We start from the raw sequence: 16,774 nt of genomic DNA, 5'->3' as shown, positions 1-16,774 counted from the left end.
CTCGCTGAATCTTGCATTCCCCAGCAGCCGACCCGTCATGCCGGGCGGTCTCCCTCGATCATACGGCGCTGACCGCCCGATCGGGGGGCCTGTGGCGTACTCCATGTGCAGCCAAGTCCCTGATCAGCGGTGCAGCACGGGAGGCCGCTCAGGCCTCTGCGGCCCCGTATGTCTCGCCGAGCACGTGGAGCTGTGTGGCCACGGAGTGGAACGCCGACAGTTCGGCGGCCGCGGCCTCCAGCTTCAGCAGCGCGTCCAGGGCTCCGGGCTCGGTGTCCACGAGCACCCCGGGAACGAGGTCGGCGAAGATCCGGACGCCGTGCACGGCGCCGACCCTGAGGCCCGCGCCCTCGACGAGTTCGGTGAGCTGCTCGGCGGTGAAGCGGCGCGGTACGGGGTCGCCGGTGCCCCAGCGGCCGTTCGGGTCGTCGAGCGCCTGCCTGGCCTCCTTGAAGTGGCCGGCCAGGGCCCGCGCGAGCACGGCGCCGCCGAGGCCGGCGGCGAGCAGGCTGAGCACGCCCTCGGAGCGCAGGGCGGCCACCACGTTGCGCACGCCCTCGGCCGGGTCGTCGACGTACTCCAGGACGCCGTGGCACAGCACCACGTCGTAGCCGCCGCGCTCGACCACGTCGAAGAGGCCGTGGGCGTCGCCCTGGACACCCCGCACACGGTCCGCGACATCGGCCTCGGCCGCGCGGCGCTCCAGCGCGAACAGCGCGTTGGGGCTGGGGTCGACGACGGTGACCTGGTGTCCGAGGCGGGCGACGGGCACCGCGAAGTTGCCACTGCCGCCCCCGGTGTCGAGCACGTCCAGCACCTGGCGACCCGTGGCCTTGACCTGGCGGTCCAGGGCGTCCTGGAGGACCTCCCAGACCACGGCGGTACGGAGAGAGGCGCGGGGGCGAGAGGGGTCGGCGCGTAGCGACGTCGGTTGCGGGTGGTGGTGGGAGACGGGTGGGCGCATCGGGTCCGACACGTCAGTTGACTCCTCGGCGCGGCACCGCCTCTTGCGCGGCGGAGCGAACGGGACGCCTCCCCCGGCCCGGGCGCGGGAGGGAAGGCTTCAGGCGCCCTCCACCCTATTGCCTCCGGTGCCGTACCTGGTCACTGCGATGGTGTGCCCGGCCGGGCGTCTCACCCGGCGGGACCGCGCTCACCCCGCGTCCGGGATGTCCCGGTCGGTCTGCGGGGCGGTCTCCGGCCGGTCCGGGTCCTGGCGCGGCTGCGGCAGGACCGGCTGGAGCACCAGCATCCGCTCGACGAGGCGCAGGAACATCGCCACGTCGCGTATCAGGTCGTCGGCGTCCCGGCGGCCGGCCGCGCCCTGGATGCCCGCTTCGGCCCGGGCGCGGCGCCGGGCTCCGGAGGCGAACAGCGCGCTCCACTCGGCGAGTTCGGGCGCGATTTCGGGGAGCACTTCCCAGGCGCTCCGGATCTTGGCCCTGCGTCGGGACGTGGGCTCCGGGCGCCCTCGCGCGGCGAGCACGGCGGCGGCGGTGCGCAGGGCGGCCAGGTGGGCCGTCGCATAGCGCTCGTTCGGTGTCTCCAGCGCGACGGCCTCGTCGAGTCCGGCGCGGGCCTGGGCGAGCAGGTCGAGGGCGGCGGGCGGGGCCGTGGTCCGGCGGAGCACGGGGTGTACGTCGCTCGCCGGGCCGGTCAGTGAGGGGGCAGGGCCGGTGGCGCGGCGCCGGCGGGCGGCGGCTGCGTGGTAGCTGGCCATGACGAACCTCCTGTCGTCGTGTGACGGCACGTCCCGATACGGGATGCCGTATGTGCCCATCGTGCGGTATGGCACTGACAATCCGTTCTGACCTGGCCTTTTGCTTCGATCGAAGGTTCGGGTTAGTTTTTGCACTGACCAGTCAGTTCAAAAACTTCGTCAGTTCAGGACTTCAGGGGGTGGACTGTGGGCGGAGTGGCCGTCACAGCCGAGGGCTTCGGGCTCAAGGGCCCGCGCGGCTGGGCGTTCCGGGAGGTCTCCGTCGAGGCGGAGCCCGGCTCGCTGATCGCCGTCGAGGGGCCGTCCGGGTCCGGGCGCACGTGCCTGCTGCTGGCACTCACCGGGCGGATGAAGGCGACCGAGGGGACGGCAGCCGTGGGCGAGGCCCGGCTGCCGAAGCAGTTGGCGGCCGTGCGTCGCGCGACCGCCTTGGCCCACGTCGCCGGCGTCACGGACCTCGACCCGGCCCTGACCGTCGGGGAGCACCTGCGGGAACGGGCGCTGCTGCAGCGGCGGTTCGGGGATCTGCGCGGGCTGCTCCGGCCCCGCGCCGAGCGAGTGGCCGAGGCCAAGCTGCGCATCGACACCGCGCTGGCCGCCGCCGGGCTCGACCGGGAGGCCCTGCCCAAGGGCTCGCGGACCGCCGTACGCGATCTGGAACGGCTGGAGGCGCTACGGCTGTCCATCGCGCTGGCCCTGATCGGGCGGCCGGGTCTGCTGGGGGTCGACGACACCGACCTGAAGCTGTCCGGCGCCGAACGGGCCGAGGTCTGGGCGCTGTTGAAGTCGATCGCCGAAGCGGGCACCACGGTCGTCGCTGTGTGCAGTGAGGCCCCCGAAGACGCCCTGACGGTGTCCACGCGGATGTCCGCCCAGGAGTCCACCCAGGAAAAGGAGAAGGCCGATGCGCTCGCCGAGACTGGCCGCGCTTGAGCTCCGCCGCTTCGGCAGGGGGAAGCTGCCGCGCGCCGCCCTGGTCGCGCTGCTGGTACTGCCGTTGCTCTACGGCGCCCTGTACCTGTGGTCCTTCTGGGATCCGTACGGCCGGCTCGACCGGATCCCCGTGGCGCTCGTGAACGACGACAAGGGGGCGAGTGCCGACGGGAAGAAGCTCACGGCGGGCGCCGACATCACACAGGGGCTGCGCGACAGCGACGTCTTCGACTGGCACGAGGTGAGCGCGGCCGAGGCCCGGGAGGGTGTCGAGAACGGCAGTTACTACCTGTCGCTGACCATGCCGGACGACTTCAGCAGGCGGATCGCGTCCAGCGCGGGCGACTCCCCCGAGACGGGCGCGCTCCAGGTCCGCACGAACGACGCCAACAACTACATCGTCGGGCAGATCTCGCGGACGGTCTTCGCCGAGGTGCGCCAGGCGGCCTCCACGAAGGCGTCGCGGTCCTTCCTGGACCGGATCTTCATCTCCTTCTCCGACATCCACGGCGCCACGGTGAAGGCCGCGAACGGCGCCGACGACCTCGAAGGCGGCATCGGGCAGGCGGAGCAGGGGTCCAGGGACCTCGCCTCCGGCCTGAAGGACGCCAAGAAGGGCAGCTCCCAGCTGTCCGAGGGGCTGACGAAGCTCGACACGGGCGCGGGCGACCTGGAGGACGGTTCGCAGCAGGTCGCCGACGGCACGCAGACCCTCGCCGACAAGGTCAACGGGGTCGCGGACAAGGTCGGTCCCTTCCTCGAGGACAACGAGAAGGCCATCGGCGACACGGCCCGGCTCGTCGCCGACTCCGCCGGGGCGATCCGGCACAACCTCGACACCCTGGCGAAGACGGCCCCGGCCGCGGCCAAGGGCGCCCACGCGGCCTCCGACACGCTGGACGCCGTATACGAGAGGCGCTGCGCGGACCCCCTGCTGCCGGACGCCGCCTGTGCCGACCTGAAGAAGGCCAAGGAGGCCGCCGCCGACGTGGCGAAGGTCGCCGACGACGTCAACACGCTGATCGCCGACCAACACGGCGACCTGAAGAAGCTCGACGGCCACCTCGCCACGCTCCAGAAGCAGGCCCAGGCGCTCGCCGACCGCGCGCCCCACCTCTCCGAGGACCTCGACGACGCCGTATCGAAGATCAACAAGCTGAACGAGGGCGCCGGGAAGGTCGCCGCCGGCGCCAGGACGCTCCACTCGGGCCTCGGCACGGCCAGGACCGGCGCGCAGGACCTCAACGAGGGCGTCGGTGAACTCAAGACCGGCGCCGACGACCTGAGCGGCGGCATGTACAGGCTCGTCGACGGCTCCGGGAAGCTCTCGGACGGGCTGCACGACGGCGCCTCGCAGATCCCCGACTACGACAAGACGGACCGCGACGAGCGCACCGAGGTCATGGCCGACCCGGTCCAGCTCGTCTCCAAGGACCTCCACAAGGCGCCCAACTACGGCACCGGCTTCGCCCCGTACTTCATCCCGCTGTCCCTGTGGGTGGGCGCGATGGTGGCGTACATGCTGATCGCGCCGATGAACCGGCGCGCCCTCGCCGCGGGTGCCTCGGCCTGGCGGATCGCGCTGGCGGGCTGGCTGCCGGTGGTGGCGATCGGCGTGCTGCAGACGGTGGCCCTCATGTCGGTGCTGCACTGGGCGATCGGCCTGCAGATGGCCCGGGCGGCCGGGACGGTGGGCTTCCTGTTCCTGGTGACGGCGTGCTTCGCGGCGATCGTGCAGTGGCTGAACGCGCGCTTCGGAGCGGCGGGCCGGATTCTCGTCCTCGCCTTCCTGATGCTGCAGCTGACGTCGGCGGGCGGCACCTACCCCGTGCAGACCAGTCCGGACTTCTTCGACGCGATCCACCCCTTCCTGCCGATGAGTTACGTCGTCGAGGCCCTCAGGAGGCTCATCACCGGCGGGGGGCTGTCACCGGTGTGGCACGCGTGCGTGGTGCTCACGGCCTTCACCGCGGGCGCCCTCGCGCTGACCGCCCTGTCGGCCGGCCGCCGACAGGTGTGGACGCTCGACCGGCTGCATCCGGAGCTGACCCTGTGAGCCCGCCGGTGACCTCGGGGGCGACGGCTCCTGTGACAATCAGGGCCATGGAAAGCAGCAGCGCCGCGGCGGGCGTCAGCACACGCCGCGAGGCCACCCGGCAGAAGCTCTACGAGGCGGCCGTCACGCTCATCGCCGAGCAGGGCTTCTCCGCCACCACGGTCGACGAGATCGCCGAGCGCGCCGGAGTCGCGAAGGGCACCGTCTACTACAACTTCGCGAGCAAGTCCGTCCTCTTCGAGGAGCTGCTGCGACACGGCGTGGGACTCCTCACCGCCTCCCTGCGGGAGGCGGCCGAGAGAACGGCCCGGGACGGCGGCGGCAAGGTCGACGCCCTGGACGCGATGATCCGGGCCGGTCTCGTCTTCATCGACCGCTATCCGGCCTTCACCCAGCTGTACGTGGCCGAGCTGTGGCGCACCAACAGGGCCTGGCAGTCCACGCTCATGGTGGTCCGTCAGGAGGCCGTCGCGGTCGTGGAGGGCGTGCTGCGCGACGGCGTGGAGAACGGCGAGTTCAGCGACGAGATCGACATCTCGCTGACCGCCTCCGCGCTGGTCGGCATGGTCCTGGTGGCCGCCCTGGACTGGCAGTCCTTCCAGCCCGAACGCTCGCTGGACGACGTCCACTCGGCGCTGTCGCGGCTGCTTCAGGGTCGGGTGAGCGGACGCCGCTGACATACGGCGACGCACGAAAGCGCCGGTCCGGTGTGGCCGCGTCCCCCGCGGGCCACCTCGAACCGGCGCCTTCTCGTGCTCCCCCGTTGTCCCCCGTGTCCCCCGGTTTCCCCCGTTGGGCCCCCGTTCGGTCATTCCGGGTTCCCTCGTGCCTCGCTCCCGCCGGCCGAGCCGGCGGAAGGAGCGGATCAGGGGCCGCTCCGTTCCGGCGCCCCGTGTCGCCGGTGCCGGAGCCGCGCCCCTTTCCGTGCCTCCACTCTCTCGTTCACGCAGGTCGGCACCCATCCGTGCGCGTACTCATCTCACCCACTAGGTACGCGTACTCAGCCGTGCGCACTCAGACCCAGGACCCGCTGTCGCCGACTGGTTACGATCGCGTCCGTGTCCGTACTCCCCTTGGTCTTCACCAGCGGCTGGGCCAGCGGCGTCAACGCGTACGCCGTGGTGCTGCTGCTCGGCGTGTTCGGCGCGACGGGGCTGAGCGACGACATCCCCGAGACCCTGCAGCGCCCTGAGGTCCTCGTCACAGCGGGCGTGCTGTTCCTGTGCGAGGCGGTCGCCGACAAGATCCCGTACGTCGACTCGGCCTGGGACTCGGTGCACACCGTGATCCGGCCGGTCGCCGGTGCCTGGGTCGGGGCACTGCTCGCCGGGCAGAGCGGTTCGCTCGACGACGTGGTCGCGGGCCTGGTCGGCGGTTCGACGGCGCTGGCCAGCCACACGGTCAAGGCCGGGACCCGGATGGCGATCAACACCTCGCCGGAACCCTTCAGCAACGTGATCGTGAGTCTGGCGGAGGACCTCGGGGTCGGCGGGATCGTCACCTTCGCGATGTTCCATCCGGGGGCGGCCGCGGTCATCGCGGGTGTGCTGCTGGTGTCCGGGCTGGTGACACTCGTCTTCCTGATCTCGCGGATCCGGCGCTTCCTGCGGCGCCGGGCCCAGCGGCGGGAGGAGAAACGGCTCGCGGCCCGGGTGGGGCGGTCGGGGCGACCACCCGACTGACCTCCGCGCCCGGACTGAAGCTCCTATTGGCTGTCAAGCAGCGGTGAGCCAGTTGCGGTAGGCGTTGGCGAGGTCGTCGTCGCGGCGGGCGCCGCGTTCGATGCAGGAGATGACGGCGGGCCAGACACCGAAGTGGTGGGCGGCGGCGGTGAGGGTGATGTTCTTGGCCTGACGCGCGGGTCGCAGGTCCGCGATGTCGGGAACTGTGACCGTGGTGGTGAGGCAGCGGAACACTTCCCGGGCGATGGCCCGTTTGAGGAGCCGGATGATCTCCTTCTTGGTCCGGCCTGCCGCGGTCTGCCGGGTCACGTAGTCGCGGGTGCGGCGGTCGCTGGACATGCGGACGAGGGCTATCCGGTAGAGGGCCGCGTTGGCGGCCCGGTCGCCGCCTCGTGAGAGGCGATGACGGTTGGTTTTGCCGCTGGAGGCGGGCACGGGGGCGACGCCGCACAGGGCTGCGAAGGACGCCTCGGTGCGCAGGCGGTCCCGGTTGCCGCCGGCGGTGATCAGCAGCTGGGCCGCGGTGTCGGGGCCGACGCCGTAGGCGGCCCGCAGGCCCGGGTTGTGCTCGGCGACGGTTTCGTCCAGCACGGCCGTGAGTTCGTCGTGCTCGGCGGCCAGGGACTTCACGCGTCGGGCGAGGCTCTTCAGCGCGGTCAGGACGGCAGTGTGGACGGTGTCTCCCGTGGGACGCAGGTGTGCCAGGGCGTCGATCAGCGCCTTGCCGTGCAGGGCCCGGTATCTGGCGCGGACGGCGTCGGGGGCGCTGATGAGGATGTGCCCGATCTGGTTCATGGCGGCGGTGCGGGCTTTGACCGTGGACCGGGCGGCGTTGTGGAGGGCGCGGATGCCGGTGACGCTGTCGTCCTTGGGCGCGCTCGATGCGCGTCCGGACAGTGCGGCGCGGGCGGCGGCGTAGGCGTCGATAGGGTCCGACTTGCCGCTGCGGCGGCGTTCGGCCCGGTCGGGGCGGTTGACCTCGACCACGGTCAGGCCGGCGGCGCGGGCCGCGCGGGTGAAGCCGGTTCCGTAGGACGCGGTGCCCTCGACGCCGATCGCCATCACGGTCCCGTGGGCGGCCAGGAACGCGATGGCCGCCGCGTGTCCGGCGGCGGTGGTGGGGAATTCGGCGTCGGTGAGGTGGCCGCCGTTGTCCGTGACGACCGCCGTATGGATGGTGTCGGCGTGGGAGTCCACGCCGCCGAACACGCCCTGGCCAGCCGTGCTCGCCGCATCTGCTGCTGTCATGCTGGAGGTGCCTTCCTAGCCGGAGGCGGCACCGGCCGGGTGGGGCAGACAGGACATTGAGGGGGCTTCTGACCAAGCTCCTATCAGGTCATGTTCCACCTGGCCGGAGCCATGAAGAACGGGCTCCGGCAGCCGGACGGTACAGCCGGAAGACAACCCAGCAGGGTGTCAGTCAGTGGCAGAGCCACGACCACCGGAACCCGCTTACGAGTATCAATGTCAGTGGCGGCCGATAAAGTCGCAGGCATGGCACGGATTGCGGTGATCGGCGCCGGGATGGGCGCGATGGCGGCCGCTGCCCGGCTGGCCGTCGCGGGCCACCGGGTGGCAGTGTACGAGCGTACGGAGACGTACGGCGGAGCGGTGCGCCGCTTCGAGCGCGACGGCTTCTCCTTCGACACCGGCCCGGGACTGCTCACGCTGCCCGCGGTCTACCGCGACCTGTTCGTCAAGACCGGCAAGGAGCCACTGGAGGCGGTCCTCGACCTGGTCCAGGTCGACCCGTCGTCACGGCACGTCTTCACGGACGGCACCGAGGTATCGCTGCCGAACGCCTCGCGCGCGGGCGCCGTCACCGCCCTGGACGAGGCCCTCGGGTCGGGCGCGGGCGCCCGCTGGGGCGACTTCCTGGTCCGGGCCCGTGAGGCCTGGGACCGGACCCGCAGACCGCTCCTGGAGGAGCCCCTGTGGCCGAACTGGTCGGTGCTGGCCGAGCGCGAGCCCTACCCGTCGGTCCCCCACAAGCACCTGCTGCGCACTCGCCGGGCCGGCACGCTCGCCGAGGTCGGCGCCTGGGAGCTCCGCGACCCGAGGCTCGTCGCCCTCCTGGAGAGCCACGCGCTCGGGTACGGCCTGGATCCCCGGGTCACTCCGGCGAGCGCGGCCGTGCTGCCGTACATGGAGCACGCCTTCGGCACCTGGTATGTCCGCGGCGGCATACGGGAGTTGGCGCGCGCGGTGTACGACCGGTGTGTGGCCAGGCGGGTCGAGTTCCACTTCGGCGCCGAGGTCACGGGGGTGCTGGAGAAGGACGGCCGGGCCGCCGGGGTGGAGCTGGCCGACGGGGCGGTGGCGGAGGCCGACTTCGTGGTCGCCGGCGTCGCGCCCGACGTGCTGAGCCGCTGCGTGCGGGGCACGGCGGTTCGGGAGGACGGTGAAGTGCCTCCCCGGCAGGGGCTGCCCAGCCGTATGACGGTGCTGCTGGCGCTGCGCGGCGGGCGCCCGGAGGGAGTGGCGCATCGGACGGTGGTGCACGCGGAGGACCGGGAGCGCGAGCTGGACCTGGTGTTCGGCTCGCCCTCCGGACTCGACGCGCGGCCCACGCTCACAGTGCTCCGCCCCGACGACCCCGAGCTGGTCCCGGGCCCGGACCACGAAGCGATCACACTGACCTCAGTGGTGCCCGCCTACCCCGGCAGGCGCTGGCCTGTGGAGGAGGTCTTCAGCAGTCACGCGAAGAAGCTGCTCGTGGCTGCCCAGCGCGCCGTCCCGAACCTGCATGAGCGTCTCCTCTGGCACGAGGTGCGCATCCCTGCCGACATCGCGGACACGACCGGCGCGGAGGGCGGCGCGGTACCGGCGCCGGCACTCGCCGCGGCCGAAGGCAGCCTGCTGCATCCGGGCAACACCACTGGGCTGCCGGGGCTGTTCACCGTCGGCGGCTGGTCACACCCCGGCGGCGGGCTCCCCCACGCCGGCATGTCGGGCGCGCTGGTCGCCGGACTGGTCGTGGAGGGGCCCGAGTTCCGCGGTTCTCAGTGAGCGCCGCTCAGAAGCGGTACTGCTCGTCGAACCCGTTGCCCTGCTGCGCCTGCTGCTGCCCGTTGTCCTGGTAGTACGGCTGCTCCTGCGGGAGTTCGCCGCCGTAGGCCTCGTCGGTGCGCTGCTGCGGCACCCACACGCCGCCGGCCGGGGTCTCGCCGCCGTACGTCCCGGCGTACTGGTCCTGGCCGTAGCCCTGCTGGACGTACTGCTGCTGGCCGCCGTAGGAGGTGTCGTACGAGGCGCCGTCGTAGGTCTGGGTGCCGATGTACGGGTCGGAGTAGGCGGCGTACTGCTGCTGTGCGGCCGGGTCGTAGCCGTACTGCTGCTGGTCGTAGCCGGTGTAACCGTCGTAGCCGTACGTCTGGTCGGCGGCGGCCGTCGCGTACTGGTCCTGGGGCTGGCCCGCGGTCGCGTAGGACTGGTCGCCTGCGTAGGCGGCATCGCTGTATATGCCGTAGGAGCCGGTGTCGTCGGGCAGGGGCTGCGGCTCGTAGACGGAGGTGGTCTCGGCGGCCATGGGGTCGGCGGGGCGTGCGGGGGTGAAGACGTCGTCGCGGTCGTAGTCGTCTTGCCCGTAGCCGGCGTTGTCCGGGCGGCCCTGGTCGTAGGCGCCGTTGTCACCGTAGGCGTTGTCGGCCGCTTCGAGGTCGGAGACCTCCAGCGTCGGCTCCTCGCGGCCGCGTTCCCGGCGGCCCTTCTTGCCTCCGGTCAGACCGCCCAGCGCGGCCGGCGGGTTGACCGCCCAGCCTTCCGCGAAGCCGCGGCGGAACGACAGCGTGACGTAGGTCTGGCCGACCGCGAAGGCGGCCGCGCCCAGTCCGATGACGACGACCGACGGGATCAGCACGCCGAGGACGACGCAGAGGAAGCCGCCGAAGGCGAGCAGCCGCCAGCGCAGGCGTGCCTTGTACTGCAGCAGCACCTCGCCCAGCAGCCACAGCGCGACGATTCCGAACGCGATGTAGAGGACCGTCCAGCCCATGTACGCCCCTCTCCCAGTGACCGCTACGCAGTGTGTCGTATATCCGTGCGGCCGGTCTAGGCCTGCGGTGGGTGGTGCAGACCCAGGTTCTCGTAGATTTCCAGCGACGCCGTGGAGTTGTTGAGCGTGATGAAGTGCAGTCCGGGCACTCCCTCGGCCAGCAGCCGCGCGCAGAACTCCGTGGCGAATTCGATCCCAATGGAGCGTACAGCGGCCGGATCGTCTTTTGCTGTGAGGATCCGCTCTTTCAGGACGGAGGGGATGGCCGCGTTGCTGAGCTGCGGGAGCCGCTCCAGCATCCGCACGCTGGTCACGGGCATGACCTCGGGGATGACGGGGGTCTCGCAGCCGGCCGCGACGACTCGGTCACGCAGCCGCAGATAGGACTCCGGTTGGAAGAACATCTGCGTGATGGCGTAGTCGGCGCCGGCGCGGCACTTGTCGACGAAGCAGGCGACGTCGGTGTCCCAGTCGGCGGAGCGCGGGTGCATCTCCGGGAAGGCCGCGACGCCGACGCAGAAGTCGCCCGACTCCTTGATGAGTCGGACGAGTTCGGCGGCGTATGTCAGACCCTGCGGGTGCGCCACCCAGTCGGCCATGGGGTCGCCGGGCGGGTCGCCGCGCACGGCCAGGATGTTGCGGATCCCGGCGTCGGCGTACTGGCCGATGATGTTGCGCAGTTCCGCGATGGAGTGGTTGACCGCGGTGAGGTGGGCGACCGGGGTCAGGGTGGTGTCCGCGACGATCTGCTCGGTCTCCTTGACCGTGCCCGCGCGGGTGGAACCGCCGGCGCCGTATGTCACGGAGACGAAGTCGGGAGCGACCGCCTCGACCCGCCGGAGCGCGCTCCACAGGTTCCGCTCACCCTTGGGGGTCTTCGGCGCCGAGAACTCGAAGGAGTACGTCGCCTTGCCGGAGGCGAGCATGTCACGCACGGTGCGTGCGCGGTCAGTCCTGGTGGATGCGGTTCCTAGGGCCATACCCGCAGGTTAGCCAGGGGGCAGCGGTCACCCAACCAGATCACGGAAATTTGCCCGTTTTGTCGACTTGTTGTCCACCCCTCGGACACCCGGCCGGACATCCGGCGAACACCCGGCCGGTTACCCTGCGTGCCGCAGCCGCTGCTACCCGGCGTGCCGCAGCCGCTTCGCGAACTCCGCCGCCGCCGCGCCCGGATCGTCCGCCTCCGTGATCGCCCGGACGACCACGCCCCGGCGGGCGCCCGCCTCCAGGACCTCGTCGAGGTTGCCGAGGTCGATGCCGCCGATGGCGAACCAGGGGCGGTCGGTGCCGAGGTCGGCGGTGTACCGGACGAGGTCGAGACCGGGCGCGTGCCGACCGGGCTTGGTCGGAGTGGGCCAGCACGGGCCGGTGCAGAAGTAGTCCACGCCCTCCTGGACGGCCGCCGCGGCGGCCTCGGACTCGGCGTGCGTGGACCGGCCGACGAGGACGTCGGTGCCGAGGATCGCGCGGGCCGCGGGGACCGGGAGGTCGCCCTGGCCGAGGTGCAGTACGTCGGCGCCGGCGGCGTGGGCCACATCGGCGCGGTCGTTGACCGCGAGGAGCTTGCCGTGCCGGGCGCAGGCATCGGCGAGGACCTTCAGGTGCTCCAGCTCCTCTGCTGCCTCCATGCCCTTGTCGCGCAGCTGCACGATGTCGACCCCGCCGGCCAGGACGGCGTCCAGGAACCCGGCGAGGTCGCCCTGCTTCTTGCGCGCGTCCGTGCAGAGATAGACGCGGGCGTCGGCAAGCCGGGCGCGGGCGGTGTCGGACATGAGTGTCCCCCCGTTGTCGATGGCGTACGGGCCGCGGCCGAGAGCGGTCGGCCGCTGCGGGCCGTAGTGAACCACGGGCGTGGCCGCAGTGGGCCACGGCCCGTACGCCGGACGGTTTTCGGATGAGCGTGCTCAGCGTGCTCGGTTCAGACGGCGAGCGCCTGGGCCCGTCGCTTCACCTCCGTGCCGCGATTCTCGCTCAGGGCCTGCGCGGGGGTGCCGGGCAGGCTGGGGTCGGGGGTGAAGAGCCACTCCAGCATCTCTTCGTCGGAGAAGCCGTCGTCCCGCAGGAGCGTCAGGGTCCCGGTCAGGCCCTTGACGACCTTCTGCTCGGCCCCGTCGATGAAGGCGGCGGGGACGTGCAGCGCGCGGTTCTCGCCACGGCGTACGGCGATGACCTGGCCATCCTTGACCAGCTGCCGCACACGCGTCACCTCGACATCCAGCATCTCTGCGATGTCGGGGAGGGTGAGCCACTCGGGGACGAGAGCATCGATCTTTGCGTCAATCTCGGTCACGGGATCAAGCGTGCCATCCCGGACTGACAGTCGGAAGCCAGACCCCTGCGACCTGCGGTTTCACATTACGCCGTGGCCGCCTTCAGGGGACGCGCCGGGTCCGCCAGCAGTTCGGGGTCCAGCACAGTGCCCGCGTCGATCAGCCGTCGGCCCTGTGCCAGGTCCCGGGGGCGGCCCACCGCCAGCAGGGCCACCAGACGGTTCTCGCGCAGCCAGCACACGGTCCAGGCGGGGCCGGACGGCTCGCCGCGCCACAGGGTCGCGTCGGCGGACGCGTGGTGGCCGGCGTACTGGACGAAGCGGCCGAACTGCTCGGACCAGAAGTACGGGACCGGGTCGTAGACCGAGGGGGTCTCCCCCAGGATGTTGGCGGCCACCGTGCGGGGGCCCTGGAGGGCGTTGTCCCAGTGGTGGACCAGCAGGCGCTCGCCATACCTTCCCGAAGGGAAGGAGGCGCAGTCGCCGACCGCGTAGACGTCCGGCACGGAGGTGCGCAGCCGGGCGTCGGCGACGACCTCGCCGTGGGCGCCGAGTTCGATGCCGGAGCCGGCCAGCCAGGCGGTGGCGGGCCGGGCGCCGATGCCGACCACGACGGCGCCCGCGGGCAGCCGGGAGCCGTCGTCGAGGACGACCGCGCCGGGCTCGACGCGCTCCACGCGCGCGTGGGTGCGCAGGGAGGCACCGGCGTCGGCGTACCAGGACGTCATCGGCGCGGCCACCTCGGCGGGCAGCGCACCCGCCAGCGGCCGGTCCGCGGCTTCCACCACGGTCACCGCGCAGCCCGCCTCGCGCGCCGCCGTGGCGAACTCCGCGCCGATCCAGCCCGCGCCGACGACCACGATGTCGTGCTGCCGGGCGAGCACCGGACGCAGCCGTTCGGCGTCGTCCAGGGTGCGCAGCAGATGCACGCCGGGGACGCCCTCCGTGCCGGGCAGCCGGATCGGTTCGGCGCCGGTCGCGAGGACCAGGTCGTCGTACGGCACGGGCCCTTCGGCGGTGTCCAGTTCGTGCGCGCCGGGGCGTACGCCCAGCACCTCGCTCCCCAGCCGCAGTTCGATGCCGAGGGCCTCGAAGTCGACGTCGAAGGCGGAGCCCTCGGCCTTGCCGAGCAGGACGGCCTTGGACAGGGGCGGCCGGTCGTACGGCTGGTGGGGTTCCGCGCCGATCACCGTCACAGTGCCGGTGAAGCCCTGTTCCCGCAGGGCCACCGCGGTCTGCACCCCGGCCATGCCCGCGCCGACCACGACCACGCGCCGCGCCTGCGACTTCCCCGTCTCCTGCGTCTGATCGCTCACCGGATCACCATAGACAACTGACAATTAGTCAGTCAGGAGTCGTGCTCAGTGACCTGCTCCACAACGCTCGTCCCGCTGCCCGGCTGCGACTCCCACTCCCATGTCTCCTCCAGGCGCACCCGGCCGTCGGACAGCTCGACGACCGTCGAGGCGCAGTGCCCGGAAGACGTCGTTCCGTCCTGCTTGAGCTGCACGTACCGGAAGTCGAGCCGGTCGCCCTCCCGGGTCCCCACGAGATGCCCGCGTACGACATCGCCGCCCGCGTACTCGGCCCAGATCTCCCCGTCCTTCTCGTGGTACGAGAACCGGGTCCGGGTGCCCACCTGACCTGGGGCCTGGTCGACGACAGGGGCGAGAACGAGGCCGTCGAGCGAGCGGGGCATGACGAAAGGCTCCCTACAGAGGCGCGGAACGAAGGGCTAGGGTGGCCAACGTAGAGCACTCGCGGGAGCCCGGACGCACCGGGCTGAGAGGGAGGCTGGCGGCCTCCGACCGTACGAACCTGATCCGGGTCATGCCGGCGAAGGGAGGGGCTGGACGCCCATGTCGCGTACGACAGACACATCCGACGTCCTGATCATCGGGGGCGGAATCATCGGGTTGGTCACGGCTTGGCGGGCCGCGCAGCGCGGGTTCGCCACGGCCGTCGTGGACCCCGATCCGGGCGGCGGGGCCGCCCAGGTGGCGGCCGGGATGCTGGCCGCCGTCACGGAACTGCACTACGGCGAGCAGACGCTGCTCGGCCTGAACCTGGCCTCGGCCCGCCGCTATCCGGACTTCGCCACCGAGCTCACCGACCTCACCGGTCACGACCTCGGCTACCGCCGGTGCGGCACGCTCGCCGTCGCGCTGGACGCCGACGACCGCGCTCATCTGCGTGAACTGCACGCCCTGCAGCGGGAGTCGGGGCTGGAGTCGGAGTGGTTGTCCGGGCGGGAGTGCCGGAAGCTGGAGCCGATGCTGGCGCCGGGTGTGCGGGGCGGGCTGCGGGTGGACGGCGACCATCAGATCGATCCGCGGCGGCTGACGGCAGCGCTGATGGCCGCGTGCGAGCGGGCGGGCGTGGTGTTCCACCGGGTGTGGGCCGAGCACCTCGACGTCGTACGGGGCCGGGCCGCCGGGGTCACCACGACGGACGGCACCGCGCTGGCCGCGGGCCAGGTGGTCCTGGCCGCCGGCAGCCTCAGCGGGCGGCTCTCGGGGGTCCCCGACGACGTACTGCCCCCCGTCCGGCCGGTGAAGGGGCAGGTGCTGCGCCTGACCGTGCCCGAGCGGTACGCGCCCTTCCTGAGCCGGACCGTGCGTGCCGTGGTGCGCGGCAGCCAGGTCTATCTGGTGCCGCGGGAGAACGGCGAGCTGGTGGTCGGCGCGACCAGCGAGGAGCTGGGCTGGGACACGACGGTGACCGCGGGCGGCGTGTACGAGCTGCTGCGGGACGCGCACGAGCTGGTGCCCGGCATCACGGAGCTGCCGTTGACGGAGACCCGCGCGGGCCTGCGCCCCGGGTCCCCCGACAACGCCCCGCTGCTCGGCCCGACCGAACTGCCCGGGCTGCTCCTCGCGACCGGCCACTTCCGCAACGGCGTGCTGCTCACGCCGGTCACCGGCGACGCGATGGCCCATGTACTGGCCACCGGTGAACTGCCGGACGAGGCCCGCCCCTTCACCCCCAAGCGCTTCGCACTCTCGGAGCAGCCCGCATGAACATCTCCGTCAACGGGGAGCCGCTGGAGTTCGCTCCCGGCACGGCTCTCGACACCGTCGTGCGGACCCTGACCCCGGCACCCTCCGGGGTCGCCGCCGCCCTCAACGAAACCGTCGTCCCCCGCACCCAGTGGCCGTCGACGTCCCTGACCGACGGGGACCGCGTCGAGGTCCTCACCGCCGTCCAAGGAGGCTGACCCATGGCCGACGATCCCTTTGTCCTCGGCGGTACGTCCTACTCGTCCCGCCTGATCATGGGCACCGGCGGGGCACCCAGCCTGGAGGTGCTGGAGCGGGCGCTGGTGGCGTCCGGCACCGAGCTGACGACCGTCGCGATGCGCCGGGTCGACCCCTCGGTGCACGGCTCCGTGCTGTCCGTCCTCACCAGGCTCGGCATCCGGATCCTGCCGAACACGGCGGGCTGCTTCACCGCCGGGGAGGCCGTCCTGACCGCCCGCCTCGCGCGCGAGGCCCTCGGCACCGACCTGGTCAAGCTGGAGGTCATCGCCGACGAGCGGACGCTGCTGCCGGACCCCATCGAGCTCCTTGACGCGGCGGAGACGCTGGTCGACGAGGGGTTCACGGTACTGCCGTACACGAATGACGATCCCGTCCTCGCCCGGAAGCTGGAGGACGCGGGCTGTGCGGCGATCATGCCGCTCGGGTCGCCCATCGGGTCCGGGCTCGGCATCCGCAACCCGCACAACTTCCAGCTGATCGTCGAGCACGCGCGCGTGCCGGTGATTCTGGACGCGGGCGCCGGTACGGCGTCGGACGCGGCGCTCGCGATGGAGCTGGGGTGCGCGGGTGTGATGCTCGCCTCGGCGGTGACGCGGGCGCAGGAGCCGCAGCTGATGGCCGAGGCCATGAAGCACGCGGTGGACGCGGGCCGGCTGGCGTACCGGGCCGGCCGCATCCCGCGCCGCCACTTCGCCGAGGCGTCCTCGCCGCACGAGGGGCGCGCGCACCTGGATCCCGAGCGCCCCGCATTCTGAACGTACGTTCGACAAGGTCCGGGAGCCGGTGCGACGTCCGTCACAGCTCGGCTGCAGTCCCGCTCCGATCCAGCAGGAAACGGATGGTCTGTCAGCGGCGGC

The 16,774-nt window shown here is 72.0% G+C and carries 17 protein-coding genes and 1 riboswitch; of the genes, 8 read left to right on the top strand and 9 right to left on the bottom strand.

Going from position 1 to position 16,774, the window contains the following annotated elements; translation table 11 throughout:
• Positions 1-148: 148 nt before the first annotated feature.
• Both IG08_RS0104025 and IG08_RS0104020 read right to left on the bottom strand, forming a co-directional pair.
• The gene (locus IG08_RS0104025) at positions 149-976 is read right to left on the bottom strand and encodes a class I SAM-dependent methyltransferase (protein WP_030596336.1); all 828 of its coding nucleotides are present in this window, start codon (positions 974-976) and stop codon (positions 149-151) included.
• A 177-nt stretch (positions 977-1,153) separates the two neighbouring features.
• Positions 1,154-1,720 (bottom strand): SAV_6107 family HEPN domain-containing protein, encoded by a 567-nt coding sequence (locus IG08_RS0104020; RefSeq protein ID WP_030596334.1) that lies wholly within the window; start codon positions 1,718-1,720, stop codon positions 1,154-1,156.
• A gap of 186 nt (positions 1,721-1,906) precedes the next feature.
• Between IG08_RS0104020 and IG08_RS0104015 the strand changes: the two genes are divergently transcribed.
• The 4 genes from IG08_RS0104015 to IG08_RS0104000 all read left to right on the top strand — a co-directional run bounded on the left by IG08_RS0104015 (position 1,907) and on the right by IG08_RS0104000 (position 6,391).
• On the top strand, positions 1,907-2,653 hold the full coding sequence (locus IG08_RS0104015; protein WP_030596333.1) for an ATP-binding cassette domain-containing protein: 747 nt from the start codon (positions 1,907-1,909) through the stop codon (positions 2,651-2,653).
• Positions 2,625-4,709, top strand: coding sequence for a YhgE/Pip domain-containing protein (locus tag IG08_RS0104010; protein ID WP_030596330.1), 2,085 nt, complete (start codon positions 2,625-2,627; stop codon positions 4,707-4,709). The genes IG08_RS0104015 and IG08_RS0104010 overlap by 29 nt, the downstream gene beginning before the upstream one ends.
• A 47-nt stretch (positions 4,710-4,756) precedes the next feature.
• Positions 4,757-5,386: a TetR/AcrR family transcriptional regulator gene (locus IG08_RS0104005; RefSeq protein WP_030596328.1), complete on the top strand. Its 630-nt coding sequence runs from the start codon at positions 4,757-4,759 to the stop codon at positions 5,384-5,386.
• Between the two features lie 381 nt (positions 5,387-5,767).
• On the top strand, positions 5,768-6,391 hold the full coding sequence (locus tag IG08_RS0104000) for a DUF4126 domain-containing protein (protein WP_030596326.1): 624 nt from the start codon (positions 5,768-5,770) through the stop codon (positions 6,389-6,391).
• A 33-nt stretch (positions 6,392-6,424) separates the two neighbouring features.
• Here the strand turns inward: IG08_RS0104000 and IG08_RS0103995 are convergent, their stop codons facing one another.
• Positions 6,425-7,639, bottom strand: a complete 1,215-nt coding sequence (locus IG08_RS0103995) for an IS110 family RNA-guided transposase (protein ID WP_030596325.1) — start codon at positions 7,637-7,639, stop codon at positions 6,425-6,427.
• Between the two features lie 246 nt (positions 7,640-7,885).
• On the opposite strand from IG08_RS0103995, the gene IG08_RS0103990 reads away from it, so the two are divergent.
• Positions 7,886-9,400 (top strand): phytoene desaturase family protein, encoded by a 1,515-nt coding sequence (locus tag IG08_RS0103990; RefSeq protein WP_030596323.1) that lies wholly within the window; start codon positions 7,886-7,888, stop codon positions 9,398-9,400.
• 7 nt (positions 9,401-9,407) lie between these two features.
• Here IG08_RS0103990 and IG08_RS0103985 read toward each other — a convergent pair whose 3' ends face one another.
• The 6 genes from IG08_RS0103985 to IG08_RS0103960 all read right to left on the bottom strand — a co-directional run bounded on the left by IG08_RS0103985 (position 9,408) and on the right by IG08_RS0103960 (position 14,356).
• Complete coding sequence (locus tag IG08_RS0103985) at positions 9,408-10,385, bottom strand: SCO2102 family sporulation regulator (RefSeq protein ID WP_030596321.1); 978 nt, start codon at positions 10,383-10,385, stop codon at positions 9,408-9,410.
• A 56-nt stretch (positions 10,386-10,441) separates the two neighbouring features.
• Positions 10,442-11,365 (bottom strand): methylenetetrahydrofolate reductase [NAD(P)H], encoded by a 924-nt coding sequence (gene metF, locus IG08_RS0103980; protein WP_052424479.1) that lies wholly within the window; start codon positions 11,363-11,365, stop codon positions 10,442-10,444.
• Positions 11,366-11,509: 144 nt separating this feature from the next.
• A complete protein-coding gene (gene thiE / locus IG08_RS0103975; protein ID WP_030596317.1) occupies positions 11,510-12,160 on the bottom strand; it encodes a thiamine phosphate synthase in 651 nt (216 codons plus the stop codon).
• A gap of 146 nt (positions 12,161-12,306) precedes the next feature.
• Positions 12,307-12,678: an Rv2175c family DNA-binding protein gene (locus IG08_RS0103970; RefSeq protein WP_030596315.1), complete on the bottom strand. Its 372-nt coding sequence runs from the start codon at positions 12,676-12,678 to the stop codon at positions 12,307-12,309.
• Positions 12,679-12,743: 65 nt separating this feature from the next.
• Positions 12,744-13,973, bottom strand: a complete 1,230-nt coding sequence (locus IG08_RS0103965; protein ID WP_030596313.1) for an NAD(P)/FAD-dependent oxidoreductase — start codon at positions 13,971-13,973, stop codon at positions 12,744-12,746.
• 32 nt (positions 13,974-14,005) lie between these two features.
• Positions 14,006-14,356 (bottom strand): avidin-fold protein, encoded by a 351-nt coding sequence (locus IG08_RS0103960; protein ID WP_030596311.1) that lies wholly within the window; start codon positions 14,354-14,356, stop codon positions 14,006-14,008.
• 51 nt (positions 14,357-14,407) lie between these two features.
• A riboswitch (TPP riboswitch) is annotated at positions 14,408-14,519 on the top strand.
• Between IG08_RS0103960 and thiO the strand changes: the two genes are divergently transcribed.
• The 3 genes from thiO to IG08_RS0103945 all read left to right on the top strand — a co-directional run bounded on the left by thiO (position 14,517) and on the right by IG08_RS0103945 (position 16,672).
• Positions 14,517-15,677 carry a glycine oxidase ThiO gene (gene thiO, locus IG08_RS0103955; RefSeq protein ID WP_030596308.1) on the top strand — a complete coding sequence of 387 codons (1,161 nt, stop codon included), beginning with the start codon at positions 14,517-14,519 and terminating at the stop codon, positions 15,675-15,677. It overlaps the preceding riboswitch by 3 nt.
• Positions 15,674-15,874, top strand: coding sequence for a sulfur carrier protein ThiS (thiS, locus tag IG08_RS0103950; RefSeq protein WP_030596306.1), 201 nt, complete (start codon positions 15,674-15,676; stop codon positions 15,872-15,874). The genes thiO and thiS overlap by 4 nt, the downstream gene beginning before the upstream one ends.
• A gap of 3 nt (positions 15,875-15,877) precedes the next feature.
• A complete protein-coding gene (locus IG08_RS0103945; protein WP_030596304.1) occupies positions 15,878-16,672 on the top strand; it encodes a thiazole synthase in 795 nt (264 codons plus the stop codon).
• The last annotated feature ends 102 nt before the right edge of the window (positions 16,673-16,774 follow it).

The organism is Streptomyces fulvoviolaceus, from assembly GCF_000718165.1.
In the GTDB taxonomy this organism is placed as follows: Bacteria; Actinomycetota; Actinomycetes; order Streptomycetales; family Streptomycetaceae; genus Streptomyces; species Streptomyces fulvoviolaceus.
The sequence above is the reverse complement of the archived record's forward strand: the minus strand, read 5'-3'. Positions and strand labels throughout refer to the sequence as shown.